Annotated in this window: 17 protein-coding genes and 5 pseudogenes; 8 read left to right on the forward strand and 14 right to left on the reverse strand. The window is 60.8% G+C overall.

The window, feature by feature from the left end:
• The first annotated feature begins 125 nt into the window (after window positions 1-125).
• A pseudogene (locus F3H98_RS27665) lies at window positions 126-483 on the forward strand (DoxX family protein).
• A 191-nt stretch (window positions 484-674) separates the two neighbouring features.
• On the opposite strand, the gene F3H98_RS27670 reads toward F3H98_RS27665, so the two are convergent.
• Window positions 675-1028, reverse strand: a complete 354-nt coding sequence (locus F3H98_RS27670) for a flavin reductase family protein (RefSeq protein WP_149763833.1) — start codon at window positions 1026-1028, stop codon at window positions 675-677.
• A 334-nt stretch (window positions 1029-1362) separates the two neighbouring features.
• Between F3H98_RS27670 and F3H98_RS27675 the strand changes: the two genes are divergently transcribed.
• On the forward strand, window positions 1363-2655 hold the full coding sequence (locus F3H98_RS27675) for an adenylate/guanylate cyclase domain-containing protein (RefSeq protein WP_149763835.1): 1293 nt from the start codon (window positions 1363-1365) through the stop codon (window positions 2653-2655).
• A 50-nt stretch (window positions 2656-2705) separates the two neighbouring features.
• On the opposite strand, the gene scpB is transcribed toward F3H98_RS27675, so the two are convergent.
• From scpB to F3H98_RS27695, 4 genes are all read right to left on the reverse strand, one after another.
• Window positions 2706-3407, reverse strand: a complete 702-nt coding sequence (gene scpB, locus F3H98_RS27680) for an SMC-Scp complex subunit ScpB (protein ID WP_149763837.1) — start codon at window positions 3405-3407, stop codon at window positions 2706-2708.
• A 2-nt stretch (window positions 3408-3409) separates the two neighbouring features.
• Window positions 3410-4438, reverse strand: coding sequence for a DUF1403 family protein (locus F3H98_RS27685; protein ID WP_149763866.1), 1029 nt, complete (start codon window positions 4436-4438; stop codon window positions 3410-3412).
• Between the two features lie 244 nt (window positions 4439-4682).
• Window positions 4683-5210 (reverse strand): GNAT family N-acetyltransferase, encoded by a 528-nt coding sequence (locus F3H98_RS27690; protein ID WP_149763839.1) that lies wholly within the window; start codon window positions 5208-5210, stop codon window positions 4683-4685.
• Complete coding sequence (locus tag F3H98_RS27695) at window positions 5207-5569, reverse strand: type II toxin-antitoxin system TacA family antitoxin (protein ID WP_342211638.1); 363 nt, start codon at window positions 5567-5569, stop codon at window positions 5207-5209. Before F3H98_RS27695 ends, F3H98_RS27690 begins: the two co-directional genes overlap by 4 nt.
• A gap of 15 nt (window positions 5570-5584) precedes the next feature.
• On the opposite strand from F3H98_RS27695, the gene F3H98_RS27700 reads away from it, so the two are divergent.
• Window positions 5585-6700, forward strand: coding sequence for a site-specific integrase (locus tag F3H98_RS27700; RefSeq protein ID WP_244621941.1), 1116 nt, complete (start codon window positions 5585-5587; stop codon window positions 6698-6700).
• Between the two features lie 27 nt (window positions 6701-6727).
• Here the strand turns inward: F3H98_RS27700 and F3H98_RS27705 are convergent.
• The 5 genes and pseudogenes from F3H98_RS27705 to repA form a co-directional block, all read right to left on the reverse strand.
• Window positions 6728-7209, reverse strand: a pseudogene (locus F3H98_RS27705) (RES family NAD+ phosphorylase).
• Window positions 7206-7628, reverse strand: a complete 423-nt coding sequence (locus F3H98_RS27710; RefSeq protein WP_149763845.1) for an antitoxin Xre-like helix-turn-helix domain-containing protein — start codon at window positions 7626-7628, stop codon at window positions 7206-7208. The pseudogene F3H98_RS27705 and the gene F3H98_RS27710 overlap by 4 nt, the downstream one beginning before the upstream one ends.
• Window positions 7629-7714: 86 nt before the next feature.
• Complete coding sequence (repC, locus tag F3H98_RS27715) at window positions 7715-8920, reverse strand: plasmid replication protein RepC (RefSeq protein ID WP_149763846.1); 1206 nt, start codon at window positions 8918-8920, stop codon at window positions 7715-7717.
• A gap of 157 nt (window positions 8921-9077) precedes the next feature.
• Complete coding sequence (repB, locus tag F3H98_RS27720) at window positions 9078-10037, reverse strand: plasmid partitioning protein RepB (RefSeq protein ID WP_149763848.1); 960 nt, start codon at window positions 10035-10037, stop codon at window positions 9078-9080.
• An 80-nt stretch (window positions 10038-10117) separates the two neighbouring features.
• A complete protein-coding gene (gene repA / locus F3H98_RS27725) occupies window positions 10118-11320 on the reverse strand; it encodes a plasmid partitioning protein RepA (protein WP_149763850.1) in 1203 nt (400 codons plus the stop codon).
• A gap of 476 nt (window positions 11321-11796) precedes the next feature.
• On the opposite strand from repA, the gene F3H98_RS32660 reads away from it, so the two are divergent.
• From F3H98_RS32660 to F3H98_RS27740, 3 genes and pseudogenes are all read left to right on the forward strand, one after another.
• Window positions 11797-11853, forward strand: a complete 57-nt coding sequence (locus F3H98_RS32660) for an ATP-binding cassette domain-containing protein (RefSeq protein ID WP_425294888.1) — start codon at window positions 11797-11799, stop codon at window positions 11851-11853.
• Window positions 11850-11996, forward strand: coding sequence for a hypothetical protein (locus F3H98_RS31995; RefSeq protein ID WP_244621943.1), 147 nt, complete (start codon window positions 11850-11852; stop codon window positions 11994-11996). The genes F3H98_RS32660 and F3H98_RS31995 overlap by 4 nt, the downstream gene beginning before the upstream one ends.
• A 660-nt stretch (window positions 11997-12656) precedes the next feature.
• Window positions 12657-12771 (forward strand): annotated as a pseudogene (locus F3H98_RS27740) (dihydrofolate reductase family protein); the annotation flags it as partial.
• Window positions 12772-12926: 155 nt separating this feature from the next.
• On the opposite strand, the gene F3H98_RS27745 reads toward F3H98_RS27740, so the two are convergent.
• Entirely contained in the window at window positions 12927-13763 is an 837-nt protein-coding gene (locus F3H98_RS27745) for an alpha/beta fold hydrolase (RefSeq protein WP_244621944.1), read from the reverse strand.
• A 319-nt stretch (window positions 13764-14082) separates the two neighbouring features.
• Complete coding sequence (locus F3H98_RS27750) at window positions 14083-14727, reverse strand: hydrolase (RefSeq protein ID WP_149763854.1); 645 nt, start codon at window positions 14725-14727, stop codon at window positions 14083-14085.
• Between the two features lie 154 nt (window positions 14728-14881).
• Between F3H98_RS27750 and F3H98_RS27755 the strand changes: the two genes are divergently transcribed.
• On the forward strand, window positions 14882-15775 hold the full coding sequence (locus tag F3H98_RS27755) for a LysR family transcriptional regulator (RefSeq protein WP_149763856.1): 894 nt from the start codon (window positions 14882-14884) through the stop codon (window positions 15773-15775).
• Window positions 15776-16222: 447 nt separating this feature from the next.
• Here F3H98_RS27755 and F3H98_RS27760 read toward each other — a convergent pair.
• A pseudogene (locus tag F3H98_RS27760) lies at window positions 16223-17188 on the reverse strand (squalene cyclase).
• A 191-nt stretch (window positions 17189-17379) separates the two neighbouring features.
• Here F3H98_RS27760 and F3H98_RS27765 point away from each other — a divergent pair.
• Window positions 17380-17851, forward strand: a pseudogene (locus F3H98_RS27765) (IS110 family RNA-guided transposase); the annotation flags it as partial.
• Between the two features lie 8 nt (window positions 17852-17859).
• Here the strand turns inward: F3H98_RS27765 and F3H98_RS27770 are convergent.
• Window positions 17860-18148: transposase (locus F3H98_RS27770; protein WP_188130603.1), on the reverse strand; the 289-nt coding region annotated here is incomplete at its 5' end.

The raw sequence follows: 18148 nt of genomic DNA on the forward strand, positions 1-18148 counted from the left end.
TGCCTGGCCGATGCTCTAGCCGACATAGGTTTGCGGCTTAAGACGCGAAGCAGGTCACCGCGCCGGCTGATCAGGTTCATGCACGGCCGGATGCCGCCGCGAGCAACTACTGAGCCTGCTCAGACTTGCTTCAACAGGGCAGGATCAGCGCGATTTTTCTGCTCTCCGGCTTCAGCAAGCTCGCCGATCCGCCGGCACGATCGGCTACATCCAAATGGTCGGCCTGCCCTTCGCGCCTTTGGCCTATGGCACAGCCGTCATCGAGAGATCCTCGGCGGCATTGCCCTCATCGTCGGTTATCAGACCCGTCTGGTGGCGCTCGGTCTCGCACTGTTCAGCGTCGCAACGGCTTTGAGCTTCCACACCAATCTCGCCGACCTCAACGAGTTCGTTCATTTTTTCAAGAACATCGCCATGGCCGGAGACCTGCTGCAAGTCGTGGCTCTTGGAGCTGGCGGCTACAGCCTGGAAGCGCGGCGTTGAAATCAATGCTCGGGCTGCATGAGTTCGAACATTTTTCTTTGAGCCGCAGTTGATGAGCCGGTTGGGCACGGAACTCCGACAGGAGGCCCCGATCTACAAATTTTCAGGCCTGAACCGCGTTCGACAATCGATCTCTTTTCCCGCTACCATGAAGGTTCCCTGACCGCGATAGTGGAGCGTGCGTGGTGCATCTATGGGCGCCACTGCGCTTTGACGATCTCCCATATGAAGAAGCCGTACTCGTCCACCATGCGACCGTCGAAGAGACGGCACTCGAAATTGGCGTAGCATTCGGCGGCAAGCGGCGCGTTTACCTGCTGGGATTTGCCGGGAGTAAGATCTGTCGCCGCGAATTTGTCGCCCTGCTCGACATGGCTGTTGCCGATAGCAACCACCTGATCCGCCAGATCGATGGTGGGCACGTTGATGACGCATTCGCGGCTTTCACGAATGGCAAAATGGCTGCGGTTGCCGTCCCAGCCGGAGGAACGGTGATGCAGGCCCTCGACGAAAGGAATTCCGTGCCTCGCCAACCAGAGCTTCATTCAAAGAGAGAATTCTGCTTTGGAAGGTCGCGTTTGGGTCACGTCACGACGATGCTCCCTAGAGCCTAAAGGTCCGTTTCCGACAATCCGAGCCTCGATGCCGTCCGAACGGCCCCGATGCTGCCGGAAATCGATTTCCGCTTCCGGCCAGCGCTCCCCGCAAACTCATCAGCCAGAAAAATGTCCTCCGGCCATCCCAAACGTCGGTTTCGTCGAAGCTGGTCCCAGTCCCCTCCCTTACCGTTGAGTGACGTGCTTGTGCTCCATTGACCACGCATGTGATATCAAAACCGTCACGCCGCTTTGGCGGTGCAACGGGAAGCTATCGTCGGCAATGAAAATTAGAGATTGCGATGACATTGCCACCTGGCTCGCGGAGGCTGGGCTGCTTGGCATCCGCAGCGAGGAATCGCTGGTTCTGGCCTTCTGCGAGCGTTGTGTCGAGGCGGGGCTGCCACTCGGCAAGGCGTTCGTGATGATCGACACGCTGCACCCGATGCACGAGGCGCGCGCCTTCTTCTGGGACGAGGACGAGTCGATCAGCTTCCGCGAAGAAGAATACCCGTCGAGCCGTGAGGGAAAGGGGGCGGAGTTGTGGAAGCGCAGCCCGTTTCTGCAGATGTTGCAGCGGCGTGAATTGACCCTACGTTGCCGGCTCGAAGCAGGCGAAACACGCGGCTTTCCGGCGATCGAGGAACTGCGCGACGCCGGTCAGACAGATTATCTCGCGATGGTCTATCGTATCCGGCAGGCGATGAGGGTCGAGGACGTCGACGCCTTCTACGCCCGGTGGACCACAGCACGCCCGGGCGGATTCTCGGATGAGGAGGTCGGCGTTCTGTCCCGGCTTACGCCGCTTCTGGGGTTGGCGGTTCGCTCGGCTGCGCAGACAAGGCTCACCAAGACACTGGTTGAGGCATATCTTGGCCAGGGGCCTGGCCGCCAGGTGCTTAGCGGCGGTATCCGCCACGGCTCAGTGAAGAGGATCAACGCCGTACTCTGGTTCTCCGATATTACCGGCTATACGAACCTTTCCGAGTCCGTTCAAAACGATCAACTCGTGCCGTTGATCAATGATTACGCCGAAGCGGTCATCGGCGCAGTGAAGGCAGCCGGCGGCGATGTGCTGAAACTGATCGGAGATGGAGTCCTGGCCATCTTCACCAGTTCGCGGCCCGAATATTCCTGTCGCGCTGCGGTGGAGGCAGAGCGCGACATGCGCACACGGCTGCTGCAGCTTGCCAGACGCCGCGAAAACGCTGGCCTTTCTGTCGCCGACATTCACTTGGGCCTGCATGCCGGCAGGGTCTTTTACGGCAATATCGGCACTCCGGACCGTCTCGACTTCACCGTTGTCGGCCAGCCGGTCAATGAGGTCAGCCGGATCAGCTCCATGTGCGAGTCGGCCGGCCGCAATATGCTTTGCTCATCGGAATTCGCCGAGCTGCTACTCGGCAAGGAGCGAGAAAAGCTCGTATCAGTCGGCAGGTTCGCATTGCGTGGCGTCGAACGCGCGCGGGAGCTCTTTACGCTTGATCCCAGCCTGACCCTGGAAGGCTCGCAGCCTTCGCCTGGCCGGCGGCGACGGCAGGGCCACGGCCACTCGGAGGAAGGTGGACAAGCATGAACTTCGGAACTTCTCTCATGTTCCCTAGCCAGAGGCTCATCGAACAACGTTTATTCGTTGCTGAGCAATTCCTCCCTCCCTGAAACGATTGGAATATCGCCCGCCAGCAGCTTCTCCTTGGACAGCAGTCCCGCGTCCTCGAGCGCCTCGAAATCCGGCAGATCGCGCAGTGTGTCGAACCCAAAGTGCGACAGGAAGGTTTTGGTCGTCACGTAGGTATAGGGCGCACCGGGCCGAGGACTGCGTGGGCCGGAGGCAATAAACTCCTGTGACCGAAGAACACCGATCAGATCGCGCGACACCTCCTTGCCGAAAAACGTCGACAGCTCACCGCGGGTGATCGGCTGGAAATAGGCGATGCACATCAGCACCAGCGCCTCGGACTGCGACAAGGGTTTTGGCCCCTGATCGCCGCCCTGCCCTGATGCCGTGCCAAATGCAGCGCGAATGGCATCGGCATATGCTTTCTTGGTCCGGTGCTGCCAGCCGCCGGCGACAGACACCAGCTCATAGGGCCGGCCGCGCAGTTCCTCTCTGATATCGTCGATGAGCAGATCGAGGTTGCAGTCGCGTCCGACGACGCGGGCAAGCACGTCTCGGCTCACCGGCACACTGGCGGCAAAGATCACCGCCTCGACACGACCCATCCATTCGCGCCAGCGCAGCTCTGGCGGTAAATGCTCGAGTTCAGTATCCAGCAACGACGCCTGATCATTTTCGTTTTGCTTTCGGCGGGTGGACGATTCTGCCATCACTAAAGCCCGTAGATGCGGAAGGTGGGCCGACCCGACAGCTCGCGAATGGCGCCGAGATCGACCAGCCTGTCGAACAGCCGCCGTAGCCCGCGGTCGCTCATCTTTTTGTCCATTTTGTCCCCGCGCGAGGCGACGAGCGCGTCTTCGTTCAACAACCGGTCGACGATCGCGTCCGCTCCCTTGGACCTGAGCTTTGGCGCCACGGCGAGCAGTTTTTCTGCACGACGCCCGAGCTCGGCGGACAGATCGATGGAGCGCAGTGCCGCACGCGCCTGCGCGGCAAGCAGACTCTTCGTCCGATCAGCTTCCATTTCGGCGCCGACGGCCGGAGAAGCTGTGGCCGATCGACGTGATCGCGCAGAGCCTAAGGCCAATGCTGCCTCGCTACCCAGCAACGGCACCGCATGGGTCCAGCCCAGCCGCTGTGCCAAAAGTGCGTCAGCAAACCACGCTCCGACGGCGCGCCCGAAGCCATGGCGTTCAGCGGCCATGAACGCGCCGGTCAGCGTTGCGACCGTCCCTGCGTTGACGCTGAGCTGCCGAAGCTCGGACGCCAGATCAAGGACCGCCTCGTCGTTTTGTGGATAACCGAACTCTTCCAGCACCGCGGCGAGGTTTTTCTCCGTCAGCAATTCCTCTGCAGGCCGGGCCGTAAGCCGCCGCCACGCCAAAACCATTCGGCCGGCGGGGCCGACATCGTCGCCAGACTTTGTTAGCAGCACAGAATCGCGCAACTGGCTTTCGTCCTCGACGCGGCCCGCCGCCCGCACCGTCAGCGCAGCAGCGGACAACGCCAGCCGCTGCCGCCCTGCGCCGGACCATCGCTCCTGCCGGCGGACCACCGCATCGAGGGCACCGACGGCTGCGCCGGTGACGAAAGCGACATCTTCAAGGCCTTGCGCGGCAAGGCTTTGCGCATCCGGAATTGCCTTCCGCAACCAAGTCGGCACCGTCCTCATCGGCATTGCCGCAGGGGTACTTAGCAGGGTGCCATGGTGAGGCAGAGAGGATTTGGGCCTAAGAATCATCGAAAACACGATGAATCAAGGCGGCGCTTAACGCAATTAAAATGCACAGAAACCGCCGCGCCTGTCGTAAATATAAAACGAACGATAATGTTGCATTATCGTTCATTTTGCTCTTTATAGAGGAAATGGCCGTTTTCGTCGTGCAGAAGCCCAAAAATCACACTCGGAAGTGCTTTGCACTGTCCCACAGCGCGAGGGGCAGACGGACGTTGCGGCCTCAAGGTGTCGATCTGCTTGCTGCCCGTCAGAAATGCCCGCTAGCCTTCAGGGCTGCGGCAAACGTTGCCAGCGGAACCACGAGCGTCAGCGGATGATCCATAAGCGGTTCGGCGCCATAGCTGGCGTACCATTGTGCGGCGCGGTCGGTCTTGGCATCGATGATCATCAGGAGGCCGCCGACATCCTCGGTCACCCGGATACAGCGCAGCGCGGCCGCAAGCAGAAGCTGGCCGCCGAGTCCCCTGCCCGCCACCGACTTGTCGACGGCCAGCCTTGCCAGCAAGAAACCTGGCACCTTGTGCCGGGCAAGACCTTTTGTCATCGACGGCGGCACAGCGTAGTGCTCGATCGACGCCGGTGCCAGGCTGTAAAAGCCGAGGATTCTGTCCGGTGCATCATCGGCAATCGCACAGAACGTCTTCACAGCATTCTGCTCATGCCCTTGGCGCGCAAAGCGCTGCAGGAAGGTGTTCATCCCGGCTTCGCCGCAGTCAAATTCCTTCCGGTTATGGGATTTCGCGATCGCCTCTTCGTGCCAGGCCGGCAGCATCAAAGGGTCTTGGGCAACATTTCGGCCGCAGCGCGCAGCCGCGCATTCGGCTTTGGCGGATTGTCCAGAAGTTTTAGGATGCGGGCGAAATCGCGCTCAGACGCCCTGATAGCGGCGGCGTCGGCAATAACAGTTTCCGCTTCACGCAAGGCCGATTGTGTCACGAAGCTGGTGAGATCGGTATGGCGAAGCGCGGCGGCCCGCATTAGACGCGCCTTCACGTCCGGCTTCACCCGGATGTTCATCCGATCAGTATCGTCAAGGGCTGCGCGTGCCATGGGTTCGATCTCTTGTTTGTTTGCGCGGTATAGATACACGCAATGGATCAAGATGTCAATTTTATGCGCATTGAATGCGTACATTGGGGAGTCGACAAGATGAACCCTGGCGAGGACGATCTACCGGACATCATCGATGTGGTCAGGGAGATGGGGCGGTATACTGTGGAGCCTGAAAAGGTCCCCTCCCCTCCCCTGCCGACACATGCGCAAGAGCGGGACCGTCTGCCCAGCCACCTCAAGGGTCTGACCGACAGGGCGCGCGGCTATGTCGAGGCGGCGAGCTCAGCCAACACTCGCCGCGCTTACGCGTCCGACTGGCGGCATTTTACGAGTTGGTGCCGGCGCCAAGGCCTCGAGACGTTTCCTCCTGACCCCGAGGTGGTTGGGCTTTACATCACCGCCCGCGCGTCCGGCGCTGCCACTGGTGACAAGAAGCCGAATTCGGTATCGACGATCGAGCGCTGTCTGTCGTCGCTCACCTGGAACTATTCTCAGCGCGGCCAGCCGCTCGACCGCAAGGACCGCCATATCGCCACGGTGATGGCCGGCATTCGCAACACCCACGCCAAACCGCCGGTACAGAAGGAAGCCATTCTGCCGGGAGATCTCTTGGCCATGCTGGAAACGCTCGACCGCGGCACGCTGCGCGGCCTGCGCGATCGTACCATGCTGCTGCTGGGGTTTGCTGGCGGGCTCAGGCGCTCGGAAATCGTCGGTCTCGACGTCGGTCGCGACCAGACCGAGGATTCTTCCGGCTGGATCGAGGTTTTCGACAAGGGCATGCTGGTGACGCTGCGGGGTAAGACCGGTTGGCGCGAGGTCGAAATCGGTCACGGCTCGTCCGACACCACTTGCCCCGTCGTTGCCTTGCAAACCTGGCTAAAACTCGCCCGCATCGCGCACGGACCGCTGTTTCGACGCGTTACCGGGCACGGCAAGGCGGTCGGCGCCGAGCGGCTGAACGGCCAGGAGGTGGCGCGGCTGGTCAAACGCGCCGCACTTGCTGCCGGCGTTCGCGGCGATTTGTCGGAGGGCGAACGGGGCAAAAAATTCGCCGGCCATTCGCTGCGCGCCGGCCTCGCCTCCTCGGCCGAAGTCGACGAGCGCTATGTCCAAAAACAGCTCGGCCACGCCTCCGCCGAGATGACGCGCAAATACCAGCGTCGGCGCGACCGTTTCCGTGTCAATCTGACCAGGGCGAGCGGGTTGTGAAGTCAAAAGGCCCCCTTCCCTGCCTTCTTATGGCCCAAACAGGCGCCGATCCCAGTAGACCGGCTGGTGCAGGCTTGCCTGGATCACTGAAAACTCCGGATGGGCCGGGTTGATCAGCACGTTGCGATCGACACGCGCCACGACACTCGGCACCAAGAGGACGACGCTGCGCCGTTCAAAACACCATGTTTCACCAAATTCCTTGCTGACTGTCGCCGGCATCGTGTCCCAGCCGGGCAGCGATGGCGGCGAAAAGATCTCATAGCTCAGCCGGCGTGGGATGGGGATCTCCACGTGGTGCTGGTTGGGCGGCAACCGGCCGCTGCCATGCACCAGCCTTTCAAGCAAAGCCGTCGAACAATGCTCGCTCGTGTAGATGATCGGGCTTCCAGCCGTGTTCCATCGCCCCGGCGCAACGGTGGAGCCGGTAGCATCGAAGATCGGATAAGCCCCGGTCGAATCTCCGATGCGAAAGCATGCAGCATGCGATCAAGAATCTGCGCCGTCACGCAGCGCTGCCGTATTTTAGGCCCCCGAGGATATCGATCACCATCTCGGCGCCGAACTCGCTCAGGATAACGACGTCGATCGGACGCTTGTCCTCAATCATCGCATGCGGCCGAAACAGAAAGTCGCGCGCTTCCTCGTCACTTTGCCAGACATCAAGCGCCAGGCTCCAGACGCGGGCCAAGCGAGTGCCCTCGTCCGAGGAGAGGCGATCTGCGGTCTTGCGCCGCTCATAAGTCGCCTTGGGGATCAGCCGGTATTTGAACTGGGCGTCGCCAGGCGCCAAAAGATGCGCAACGCGCTCGAGCGCCCTAATGGGAAGTCCATCCTCGATCAGGGAGATCAGCCCAAAAGGCGACCGCGCGCCAACCTCCTTGACCGGCAGCCCCAGCACATCGGCGACATTTCCGAACGCTAGCATCTCACTCTCCGTATCATGTGAGGCAAGATATAGCCTCACATGATACTCCATGCGAGCTGCATCAGCGCCAACGGCCCGCCAACCGGCTACCCCGCCATCTTTGCTGTCACGCCGTTCGTTCGCAATGCCGCCATTAGCATCGGCCCGACCGAAAACTGCCCTGCCCTGGCCTTATCGGTCAGCACGCGCAGATAGCCACCGGCTGAATTGATATGCTGCGCCCGCTGCAGAATACAGGCGATCACGATTGCAGCGGTTTCCTGCCCCATGACATGGCAGGCATCCTCGTATGCGGAAGGCGACACGCCGAGGTAACCGCGCACCTGGGCCGCCGTCGCCATCAGATCGCGCCAGTTGCCGATCCCGTCGACGGCGTAGTCAGACATTTCGGGGCAGGCTTTCAGCACCAGCCCAAGTGGATAGCCTTTCGGCTTCTCGGCGGCTCGTCGTTCTGGCTCGACCGGCGCCCCCACTTTCTCGAAAGCGGGTTCAAATTCAACGATAGAGTCGGTGTTTGAATCAGAATGCTGCCGCTCATTTTGAGACTCATTGGCGCTCATATTCATGGCATTCATGAAGCTTTCCAGCATCATGTCCACGTCTTCCCGAAGGCTGCCCAATGCCGCAACGATCGGTTCCAGCTCGTAAACATCTGCGCGCCGCGGAATTGCCTCCACAATTGCCCGAAACCGTCTCCATAGGCTGTCCCAGTCACCGGGCGCGTGCTCCTCGATGGCAAGTTCTATGAGCTTCTGAATGTCGCGCCGCTGCAACGTGATGCGCTCACGCATCAGCTTCAGGGCCTTGCTCTCCGCGCGCACGCGTTCGGCCGCCGCACGGAACTCGCCGGCTCGAACCAGCAGCGGCGCCAGCGAGAAGCCAAAAGCTTCATCGATTGCGCCATCCTTTCCCTTGCGCGCGTACCGTTTGCCGTTGGGGCTGTCCCTGCGGACAATAAGCCCGCAATCCACCAGGGCAGCGAGGTTCCGCCTCAGCGTGGCTCCAGCCATCCCGTGGGCACGCAACGACAATTGGACATTCGAGGGAAAGACCATAAGCCCGTTCTCCTCGCTCAGTTCGCTGTCGGGATAGAATGACAGCAGAGCGTTGAGAACAGCCAACGCGCGATCACCGACACCGAATATGGTCTTGCCCTCGCAGAGGTCGCGGTAGACATGCCATTTGTCGACCACCCTCCCGTCGGGGATCTCGCGCGAATCATTCTGTGTTGCCAGCATGGCAAGCGACATCGACCGCCGCCCAAAGGGCGTCGCTGCGATATTCCTCTCCATTTCCTTCGCCTTTCTTCAGGCAAAAGAAATCCGCTCGCCGAAACGGCGCCAATGACGCTTGACAGTGATTCGTGGATTTGCGATTCTCAGCTTGCTACAGACTTGAGAAGGGCTTCCGCGACGGCGACGTTCGGGGGCCTTTTTCTTTTGCGGGTGGTCAGTCTCCTGTTTGGTTTCGTTGCGTCTCCCGGAAAGCCCGATAGAGCTCATCGAGATGGCTTGAAATATAGGCTCCGAAGTGCGCGCCATCGCGCGCACCCAGTGCCAGCGTGAAGGCCTTGCCGGTATCGGTTACCTTGGCCTTGACTGCCTTGTCGGCAGAAGACCAGGCGCGCGTTGCGGCTTTGGTGACCTTGCGATCAGCTTTTCCGAGCTGCGACAGCCGATTGAAAAGCTGGTCGAAACGGGCGTCACTCTGCAGCTCTGAGAATCCGGTTTGCCCAATTGCATCCGTTGCCTGCTCGGCCGACCCTGGCTTTTCGAAGAGTTTCGAGAGCTGCCACCATCTGTCCCGGCCGACGTTCTTGGCGGCGCCTATCGCCAAGATGACGGCTTGCGGAACCTTGCTGCTTACCGACCGCATCTTCGAGAACGTCGTCTCATCGATCGCCAGGGCTGCCTTGGCCGTCTCGGCGCCGTGGCCTTCGTCCAGGACGTGCTGAGCAAACAGGGTCCGCTCGATGAAGGAGAGGTTGGCGCGTGCTGCGTTCTCCTGCCCCTGGGCAACGATATGATCGCGATCGGAGATCGCCTTTACGACCGCACGTACCGGCCTGCCCAGCTGCTGTGCCACCTTGAGACGCCGGTGGCCGAATACGGTTTGGAAACGGCCTGGATGCAGGGGGTGAGGCCTGACCAGGATCGGCGTGTCCTGGCCCTGGGCGCGGATCACGTCAACCAGCGTCTGGAACTCCTCGTCATCGTCGTCGAGGCGATCACTGACAAAGGAAGCATCGACAAGCTCCGGTGCCAGGTCGACTACGGAACTCTTCGACAGTTCCTCGAACGACTGCATGATCGAGCGCGAGGCGCCGCGGATCGCATAGTTGGTGACATCATTGTCCGCTTTCGCAGACGATGGCTTCATGACGCTTCCAAAAATGTCCTTCCTTGCCATTTACCGGCTCCCGATTCGGCTCAGGCCATTGATTGCACGAGGAAAAAGCCGTGTTTTTACTGCAGTAAATTCGACGTCGGTCATGACCGGCCCCACGCGCGGTGAACCAGGCCGGTGATTTCGGCGTTGACGGCATCCAGCGACTCGATCGCGCGATCATAGGTCGTCCGGGTGAACGCCGATTTCTCGACCTCGTAGAGCGTCTGCTTGGTCAGCCCGGCATCGGAGATCGCCGTCGACTTCAACATCGGATTCTCGAGGATCTGTCCAGCCAGCATAGACTGCATGAACCCCACCATCTGAGCCTGCGGGATGTCCGTCGGCTCGTAGCGGGTTATGAGATAGCGGAACCAGTCGAGGTTTATCCGCGCGCCGGCACTCTTGATGGTTTTGAGGATGCCACCCAGCATGAGCAGGAACTGGCTCATGGACATCAGGTCGAGCATTTGGGGATGCACTGTGATCAGCACCGACGTTGCCGCCGACATTGCCGTCAGCGTCAGGTAACCGAGCTGCGGCGGACAGTCGACCACGACCACGTCATAACGGTCATCGACCTGGCCGAGTGCGGAGGCGATGCGGGTAAAGAACTGGCGCCCGGCGGCAGACGACTTGTCCTGCATGGCAAGCGGGGTGTCGTATTCGTATTCCTGGAGCTCGAGGTTTGCCGGAACAATATCCAGGCCGGGGAAATTGGTCGGCAGGATGACATCGGCGATCGGCTTGCGGTCCTCGTCATAGCGGAGGGCTTCGTACAGGGAGAGGTTCTCGTCGAGCTCGGGCTGAAAGCCGTGCAGTGCCGAAAGTGAGGCCTGCGGGTCGAGGTCGACGGCCAGGACACGGTGTCCAGTGAGGGCAAGGTACTGTGCCAAATGCGCCGCAGTCGTGGTTTTGCCGCTGCCGCCCTTGAAGTTGACAACGGCGATGACCTGCAGCTTGTCGCCCGGCTTGCGATGCGGGACGTATTTCTTTATCTCGGTGCGTCCGTGCAGGTCCAGAAATTCTCTGAGCTCGAGCATCTGCTGCGCCGTGTAGGAACGACGGCCGGATGCGCCCTGTTCGGGGGAGGGGCCTTTGCCTTCCAGGTGAATGCGCTTGAGATTGTTCTGGGAAACGCCAAGATAGTGCGCGACCTCGGCCATCGAGAAGCTGCGAAGGGTCTTGGTGGCGTTAGGCGGAAACTTCTCCATACGAAGCTGGTTGAGGCGACGCGAGATCTCGGCTCCCTGTTCAAGGATCCTGTCGTCGAACTCGAATTCGGCGGGTCGCATGGCGTATGTCATTTCAAAGAAACCGAACTAGCGCTTTTTGGAGCAAAAGACCCCAATAAGCGCCATTAAGCTCCGATTCGCATTGGGCAGCAAGGGAATTTAGGTTAACGAGAAGTTAACGACATGTCTCCACGAACCAGCTCAGGCTGGAGTGAGTAGAAAGAACCGAAAAATTTACTGCGGTAAATTCTGACGATGCCGGACGGGCTTTGCACCTGGTGAGAGCCCACCTGACCGTAAGCTGAGCATGACCAGGGCGGGCGCGATACCTGATCTTCGTCATCCCGGTCTATTATTTCGCAGTGCAGCTCGGCGCGCGACAAGCACTGGCTGCTGATTGCCGTCCATGCCTTCATCAATGTTCGCAATCTCGCTGTTGATCACCTCTTCGACGATATCCCACGCGAGCTGCGCGACGCGGCGCGGGTCGACGGCGCGATCACCCTGATCAACGACATCTCGATCGAAGTGGGGGAGGGGCCTTCGTTGTGCTGCTTGGTCCGTCCGGATGCGGCAAATCCACACTGCTGCACGCCATCGCATGAAATCGACGCCGGCTCGATCGTCATTTGACGACAAGGACGTCACCGACCTGCCGGCGCGCGAACGGGACGTTGCGATGGTGTTTCAGTCATACGCGCTCTATCCAACGGTGCGGGAAAACATCGGCTTTCCCTTGAAGATGTGAGGTCTCGACAGGGCGGCCATCGTCGACAGCGTCGACCGCGTCGCGGCCCTTCGCGGCGACCTGCCCACCGAGATGATTTGACGTTTCTGGCGGGTGGTGGGATGCAGTCTTCTGTCCGGCCTGTCGATGCGGTCTGTGTTATGACCGCTGGCCCTGATGGTATCCGCGAACTGGGTCCCATTCTGGTTTGCAGGCTATGATGCCTCGGACATTCGGCGGGGGCGTCCCTGTTTCCGGTCTGACCGGTACGCCATCACATCGCTTCGCCCTCACAAACTCCTGGAGCGCTTTTCCTGGATTTTGATCTACGCGACAGCGTCGTCGGAGACCGATAGGTGCCGCCTTTGGTCATGATTGCCCAGACGGACGCGCAGGCCGGTTGCCGAACATCAGGTCGCGGATGACGACCAGGCTCCAGCGATCCCCAGGGCCTCGAGAGTCAGATCGATCGGGGCAGCCCGAGCATGGTCGTCCATGCGCACTCCAAAAACCTATTGCAAGATAAGATCAGTTGATTTTTTCTTACAACCGGTTGCATTATGCAATTAGACCGGCGCTCTGGGCGGGCGGGGCAAGCACATATCAAATCCGACTGCGCCCTAGCGCAGACCATATTGCATTGCGCCTCGGTCGCGCGGCGCTTGGGAGGAGAATGAGAGTATGGCTAAGCTCGTGTTCGGAATGAACCCGTCCCTGGACGGCTGTCGACCATATGGCGTTTGCGCCAAGCCCCACGCTCTTCCGCCACTTCATCGAGGAGGCTCAGGCGCTCGCCCTCGCCGAGGGAGCTGAGATCTAGCTGTGGTGGCCTCTCGGCTTGCCGAGGTAACGAAGGACAACCGACGGGACGGGCTGATCGTAGATGGCTGCTTTCATGGTTCTCTTGCTCCGCCATCACTCGCTTGCCGGAGAGCCGCGCTCGCAGCCACTTCAGTTCTTGACGAACTCCAGAAGGTCGGCGTTCAACACATCAGCATTCACCGTCAGCATCCCGTGCGAGAAACCGGGATAGGTCTTCAGCGAGCCGTTCGGCAACAGCTTGACCGCCTTAAAGGCCGAGGCGGCGATCGGAACGACCTGATCGTCCTCGCCGTGCAGCACCAGCGTCGGTACGGTAATCGCCTTGAGGTCGTCGGTCTGGTCGGTTTCCGAGAAGGCCTTGATGCCATCGTAGTGGGCCTTGGCGCTCCCCATCATGCCCTGCCGCCACCAGTTCTGGATGATGCCTTCATGGATCGTCGCGCCCTCGCGGTTGAAGCCGTAGAACGGGCCTGACGGGACGTCGCGGAAGAACTGCGCGCGGTTGCTGGCCAGTGCCGACCGAAAGCCGTCGAAGACCTCCATCGGCGTGCCTTCGGGGTTGTCGTCGGTCTTCAACATCAGCGGCGGAATGGCGGCGACGAAGACGGCTTTGGCCACCCGGCCTGCAGCTTCGCCATGTCGCGCCACGTATCGCGCGACTTCACCGCCTCCGGTGGAATGGCCGATATGGACCGCGTTCTTCAGGTCCAGCGCCCTGGCGACGGCAAACGCGTCGGCAGCGTAGTGATCGATGTCGTGACCGTCGGCGACCTGCCCCGAGCGTCCGTGGCCGCGCCGGTCATGCGCGACGACGCGATAGCCCTTCGACAGAAAGAAAAGCATCTGCGCGTCCCAGTCGTCGGAAGTGAGCGGCCAACCATGGTGAAAAACGATCGGCTGGGCATCCTTGGGACCCCAGTCCTTGTAGAAAATCTGTACGTCGTCGTCGGTCGTGACGAAGCCCATGGTGTGTTCTCCTTCTGGAGTATCGTGGGTGGCAGGCCCCGCGGCACGCGCGGTACCCACTGGAAAGGCGAAGCTTGCGGCAAGCGCCGAGGCCGAGATCAGGACGTCGCGGCGGCTAAGCGGCAGTCCAAGCGTGAAGCTGGGAGGCGTTGAGGAGTCTCCGTGAGTTATTCAAAAGGCGGCGGGTGGGATCACACGCAATCGCCGCACATGAGCGGATTTGTTTCGGTAGAAGGTTTCCCTGTGAGGTGAGGGCGGCGAGGGCCGGCAAACGGATCGATTCCGACCCTCACCGATATGCTCGCCATGCCGGCCGGGATCAGCCAGCTACTGGCGTGTTGAGAAGCTGCTGCTCCCAAAGATACGCGATGCCGCTGCCGCCGAAGTGCTGGATGAGAATCTCGGTCAGCTCCTCGACATGCTCGGTGCGCGCCCAATCGCGTTGCCATTCGCCAGCGAGCGCCATCACGGTCATCACGTTCGCGCCGGCGGCGATCATTCGCTGGACGGCAACTTCGTGAGACTCCTTCGAAATCCCGCCCGACGCGTCAGTGATCACGGTCACGTCCCAGCCTTCGCCGGCGGCCTGGATCACAGGCATTGCGACGCAGACCTCGGTCCACAGGCCGGCGATGATCAGCTGCTTGCGGCCGGTCGCCTTGACGACGTTCACCACATTCTCGTCCTGCCAGGTGTTCACCCAGGTGCGATCGATGACTTCCTGGTCCGGGAATACGTCGGTGATCTGCTTAAAGAGAAGTCCACCGCGCGCCGCGATCACGCTGGTGAGAATGGTCGGAACATTGAAGGCTTTTGCTAGCTTCGCCAGCGCCGTCGTGTTGTTGACCACCATGTGCGGATCGTGGCTGTTCAGGTTTGCGAGCTGGTAAGGCTGGTGGTCGATCAGAACGAGGACAGAGTCTTCGGGGCGAAGAAGCGAATCGAGGCCGTTACGAGGGGTCATCAAGACTTCCTTTCTCTGCCGCCATGGACGGCAGCGGGTTCACGGGAGACATGCGCCAGCGGGCGACGTTGCCTGAACGCAATTTGCTGTTCCTTTTGGTAATTCGGTAGTGCCATAGTGAGGCACGCTGTGTCGCGAAACGAGGAACGCCGACTTGGACATCGAGGACCTACAGACATTCGTCGCCGTGGCAGACGCAGGGGGCGTATCGGCCGCCGCGCGCCGGCTCGGCGTCTCCAAGTCAATCGTCAGCCGGCGGCTTTTCCGGATCGAGGCAGAACTCGGCGTTCAGCTTCTTGCACGAACGACCCGCGGCGCGGCACTTACGGAAGCGGGGATCACGTTCAGGGATCATGCGGCCCGAGCCAGTGCCGAGATCGATACGGCCAGGGAAGCGATCCTCCCAACCGGTGAGATGCGCGGCCGCCTGAGGGTTGCCATGCCGCTTACTTTCGGCCCAACCCACTTTGCCCCCGTGCTCGCGGAAATGGCGCGCCAGCACCCGAAGCTTCACATCCATACCTCCTATAGCGATCGCTTCGTCGATCTCATCGCAGAGGGCTTCGATTGCGCGATCCGGGGCGCTTACCTTCAGGACTCCAACCTGGTAGCGAAGCGCGTCGGACCGATCCATGGAAAGCTGGTCGCAAGCCCGGATTATATCGAGGTGCACGGGTCACCTGAGACACTGGACGAACTCGTCACCCATCAGGCCCTCATGCAAGGAACGGAAGCCTGGCAGTTCATGGATGGCGACAAGATCGTCACGGTTCAGCCGCAGGGTAGGTTCAAGGCCGACAGTGCCACGGCACTTGCCGCCGCTGCAGTGGCAGGGCTTGGTATCGCCTGGCTTCCCGATTGCGTCACATACGACTATGTGACCTCTGGTGCGCTGGTTCCGGTCATGACGCGCTATCCGGTACCTCCGGGAGCCGCCTATGTCGTGCGCCCGCCGGGTCAGCATCCGACGCGGAAAGTGCGGGTGCTCACCGAAATGCTGACTGAGTATTTCAAACGGAACCCGGAACTTTGGGGTCTCGATCGCTAGAACGCAAACGGTTCAAAGCATTGTCAAGGAACCGTGTTCGACGGTCGCTCTATACAGTCTGCTTTGGGGTCGTCAGCGGAATGGCAGCTTTCTGGCCAGTTCGTTCCAGAACCGGGAGCGGTCGGCTGCCGGTAGCGGCCGTGCGGCGTAGAAGCTCAGTCGAACGTGTTCCATAGTTCTGATATCGGTCCGCTATGAGCACCTGTTTGCCTGAGTTGCGAGATCACGTCTGGACGAAGAACGGTCCCTGGGGGCGCGATCTATGAAACAGCAGTGCCGTCGGCATTGCTGCATGCGCGAGAGAAGATGAATTCTCAACAGGAGTTGGCTGCCGTGACGGAGGCAGCCCAATGACGGCGGAATGGTATGAGAGGCAGCTAAGGGTCGACTCAAGCCGTGGCGCGAACGGCGGCTCCGGAGAAGCGTCAGAAAGGCCGGCAGTAGGCGCTATGTCTCCCACCATCTGAGCACCCGAAACGCTCGGAGCGTGACCCACCTTGAGGGCTTGCCTGGCCCGTCGTCGACCTCGAACCACACCCGCCCCGGCAAGCGCCAGTCGAGGGACCACGTGCCGTCCTCCAGGCGTCTGGAACGAATGTGGTTGACGGCCTCGCCGAGCCGCGGATCGGGATTGGCGCCGGTAAGCATCGCGGAGGATCGGAAATAGTCGAGCGCACGCAACACGTCGTAGCGCCAACGGTTCGGGTGCAGGAAGGACAGAAATCGCTCGTCTGCCGGCTCACCCGTGCTGAGACGGCGGAAGAGCTTGCGCTTGAGGAGATATTCCTCGCCCGACTTGCGCGCCTCTCGGGATTGAGGCGTGCCGCCGGTAGCTCTTTCATACTCAAGCAGTCCCTCCAGCACATTGATCACGGTGTGGAATGACGAACGAACCGAGCCGTTGGCCCTCTCGCAGTTCCAGCCGCCGTCGCCCTAACGCTCGTCGATCAGCCTGGCAACGATGGGCGAGACGTCGACCCCGAAATAGGCGCCGTCGGCGACCGTCCGGCCGTTGATACACTCCTCGATCTCGCCTTCCCAGTAGGGCTGGCCGCCCTCATCCCAGCGTGAGTTGGCGCCAATCAATTCGACCGTTCGTGCGGCCCGGTCCGACGCGGGATCGAGACCGAGCTCCCGGAGCTGCGTCAACGAAAAACACGTGGCCGTCCATGGCTGACCGCGTTCCTTCCACTCGCGAGGCTCGAAATCCGCCGGGACAAAGGAGCCGCCGGCCCATTGCCCGTCCTCGTCCTGGTAGGAGAGAAGTCTTGCTCCCCAGCCTTCAGTCTCCACCTTGGCCCGCTCGACCCTCCACTCCGACTCCTGGGCATCCAACAGGTCGCGCTTCACCTGCCACCGGATCGATGGGTCGGAGTCGAGAAGCCAGTCTATCACCGAACCGCAATCAGTCATGCGGGCAAACCTCTCAGCAGGTCGAGGTCAGTAGCTTTTTAGTCGCTTCCACTGACCTGTACCAGCCCGTGAGAGATCCGGCAGCCCTGTCGGTCTTCCAAAAGCAGATGAGGTGGATGGCTCCCGCTCCCGGCATCACAGTGCCAAAGTGGGTTTGCTGTCAGGCAACCCGAGCCAAGGAGCCATCCGCCATGCAGACTACCACCGTGGGCCTTGATCTGGCCAAGCGCATTTTTCAAATTCATGCTGTCGACGCATCTGGAAACGTTGTTGTGCGCAAGGCACTGCGGCGATCGCAGGTTCTTCCGTTTTTCACCAAGTTGCCGCCCTGCCTGATCGGCATGGAGGCGTGCGGCATCGCATCACTGGGCTCGAGGGCTGACGGAGCTCGGCCATGAAGTCCGCCTGATGCCACCGGCCTACGTGAAGCCCTATGTGAAGCGCGGTAAGAATGATGCGGTGGACGCGGCAGCGATTTGCGAAGCGGTGACACGCCCGACCATGCGTTTCGTTGTGATGAAGTCAGCCGAGCAGCAAGCGGCCCTGTCGCTTCACTGGACCAGCAATCTTCTGGTCAAGCAGCGCACGCAGCTGGTGAACATGATCCGCGGCCTGTTGTCCGAGTTCGGTATGGATATTCCCGAAGGTTTGGAGCGGGCGCTTAGAGCATTTCAGGTTTTGACAGAAGCGTATCCGGCGTTTGCGAAGTAATTGGAGCATTCGTGGGGCTCGATGTTTGCGGCGAGGTTGCCGACATCTCGCCAGGTATCCTCAATGGTTCGCTTCTGTGCGAGGCGCATCCAATGCTTGATCTTGGCGAAAGCCTGTTCGATCGGGTTGAGGTCTGGCGAGTAGGGCGGCAGGTACCAAAGCCTGGCGTCGGCGGCGCGGATCATTTGCCGGACGGCTGCCGACTTGTGGGAGCCGAGATTGTCCATCACGACGATGTCGCCGGGCCTG

Source organism: Neomesorhizobium albiziae, from assembly GCF_900114255.1.
In the GTDB taxonomy this organism is placed as follows: domain Bacteria; phylum Pseudomonadota; class Alphaproteobacteria; order Rhizobiales; family Rhizobiaceae; genus Neomesorhizobium; species Neomesorhizobium albiziae.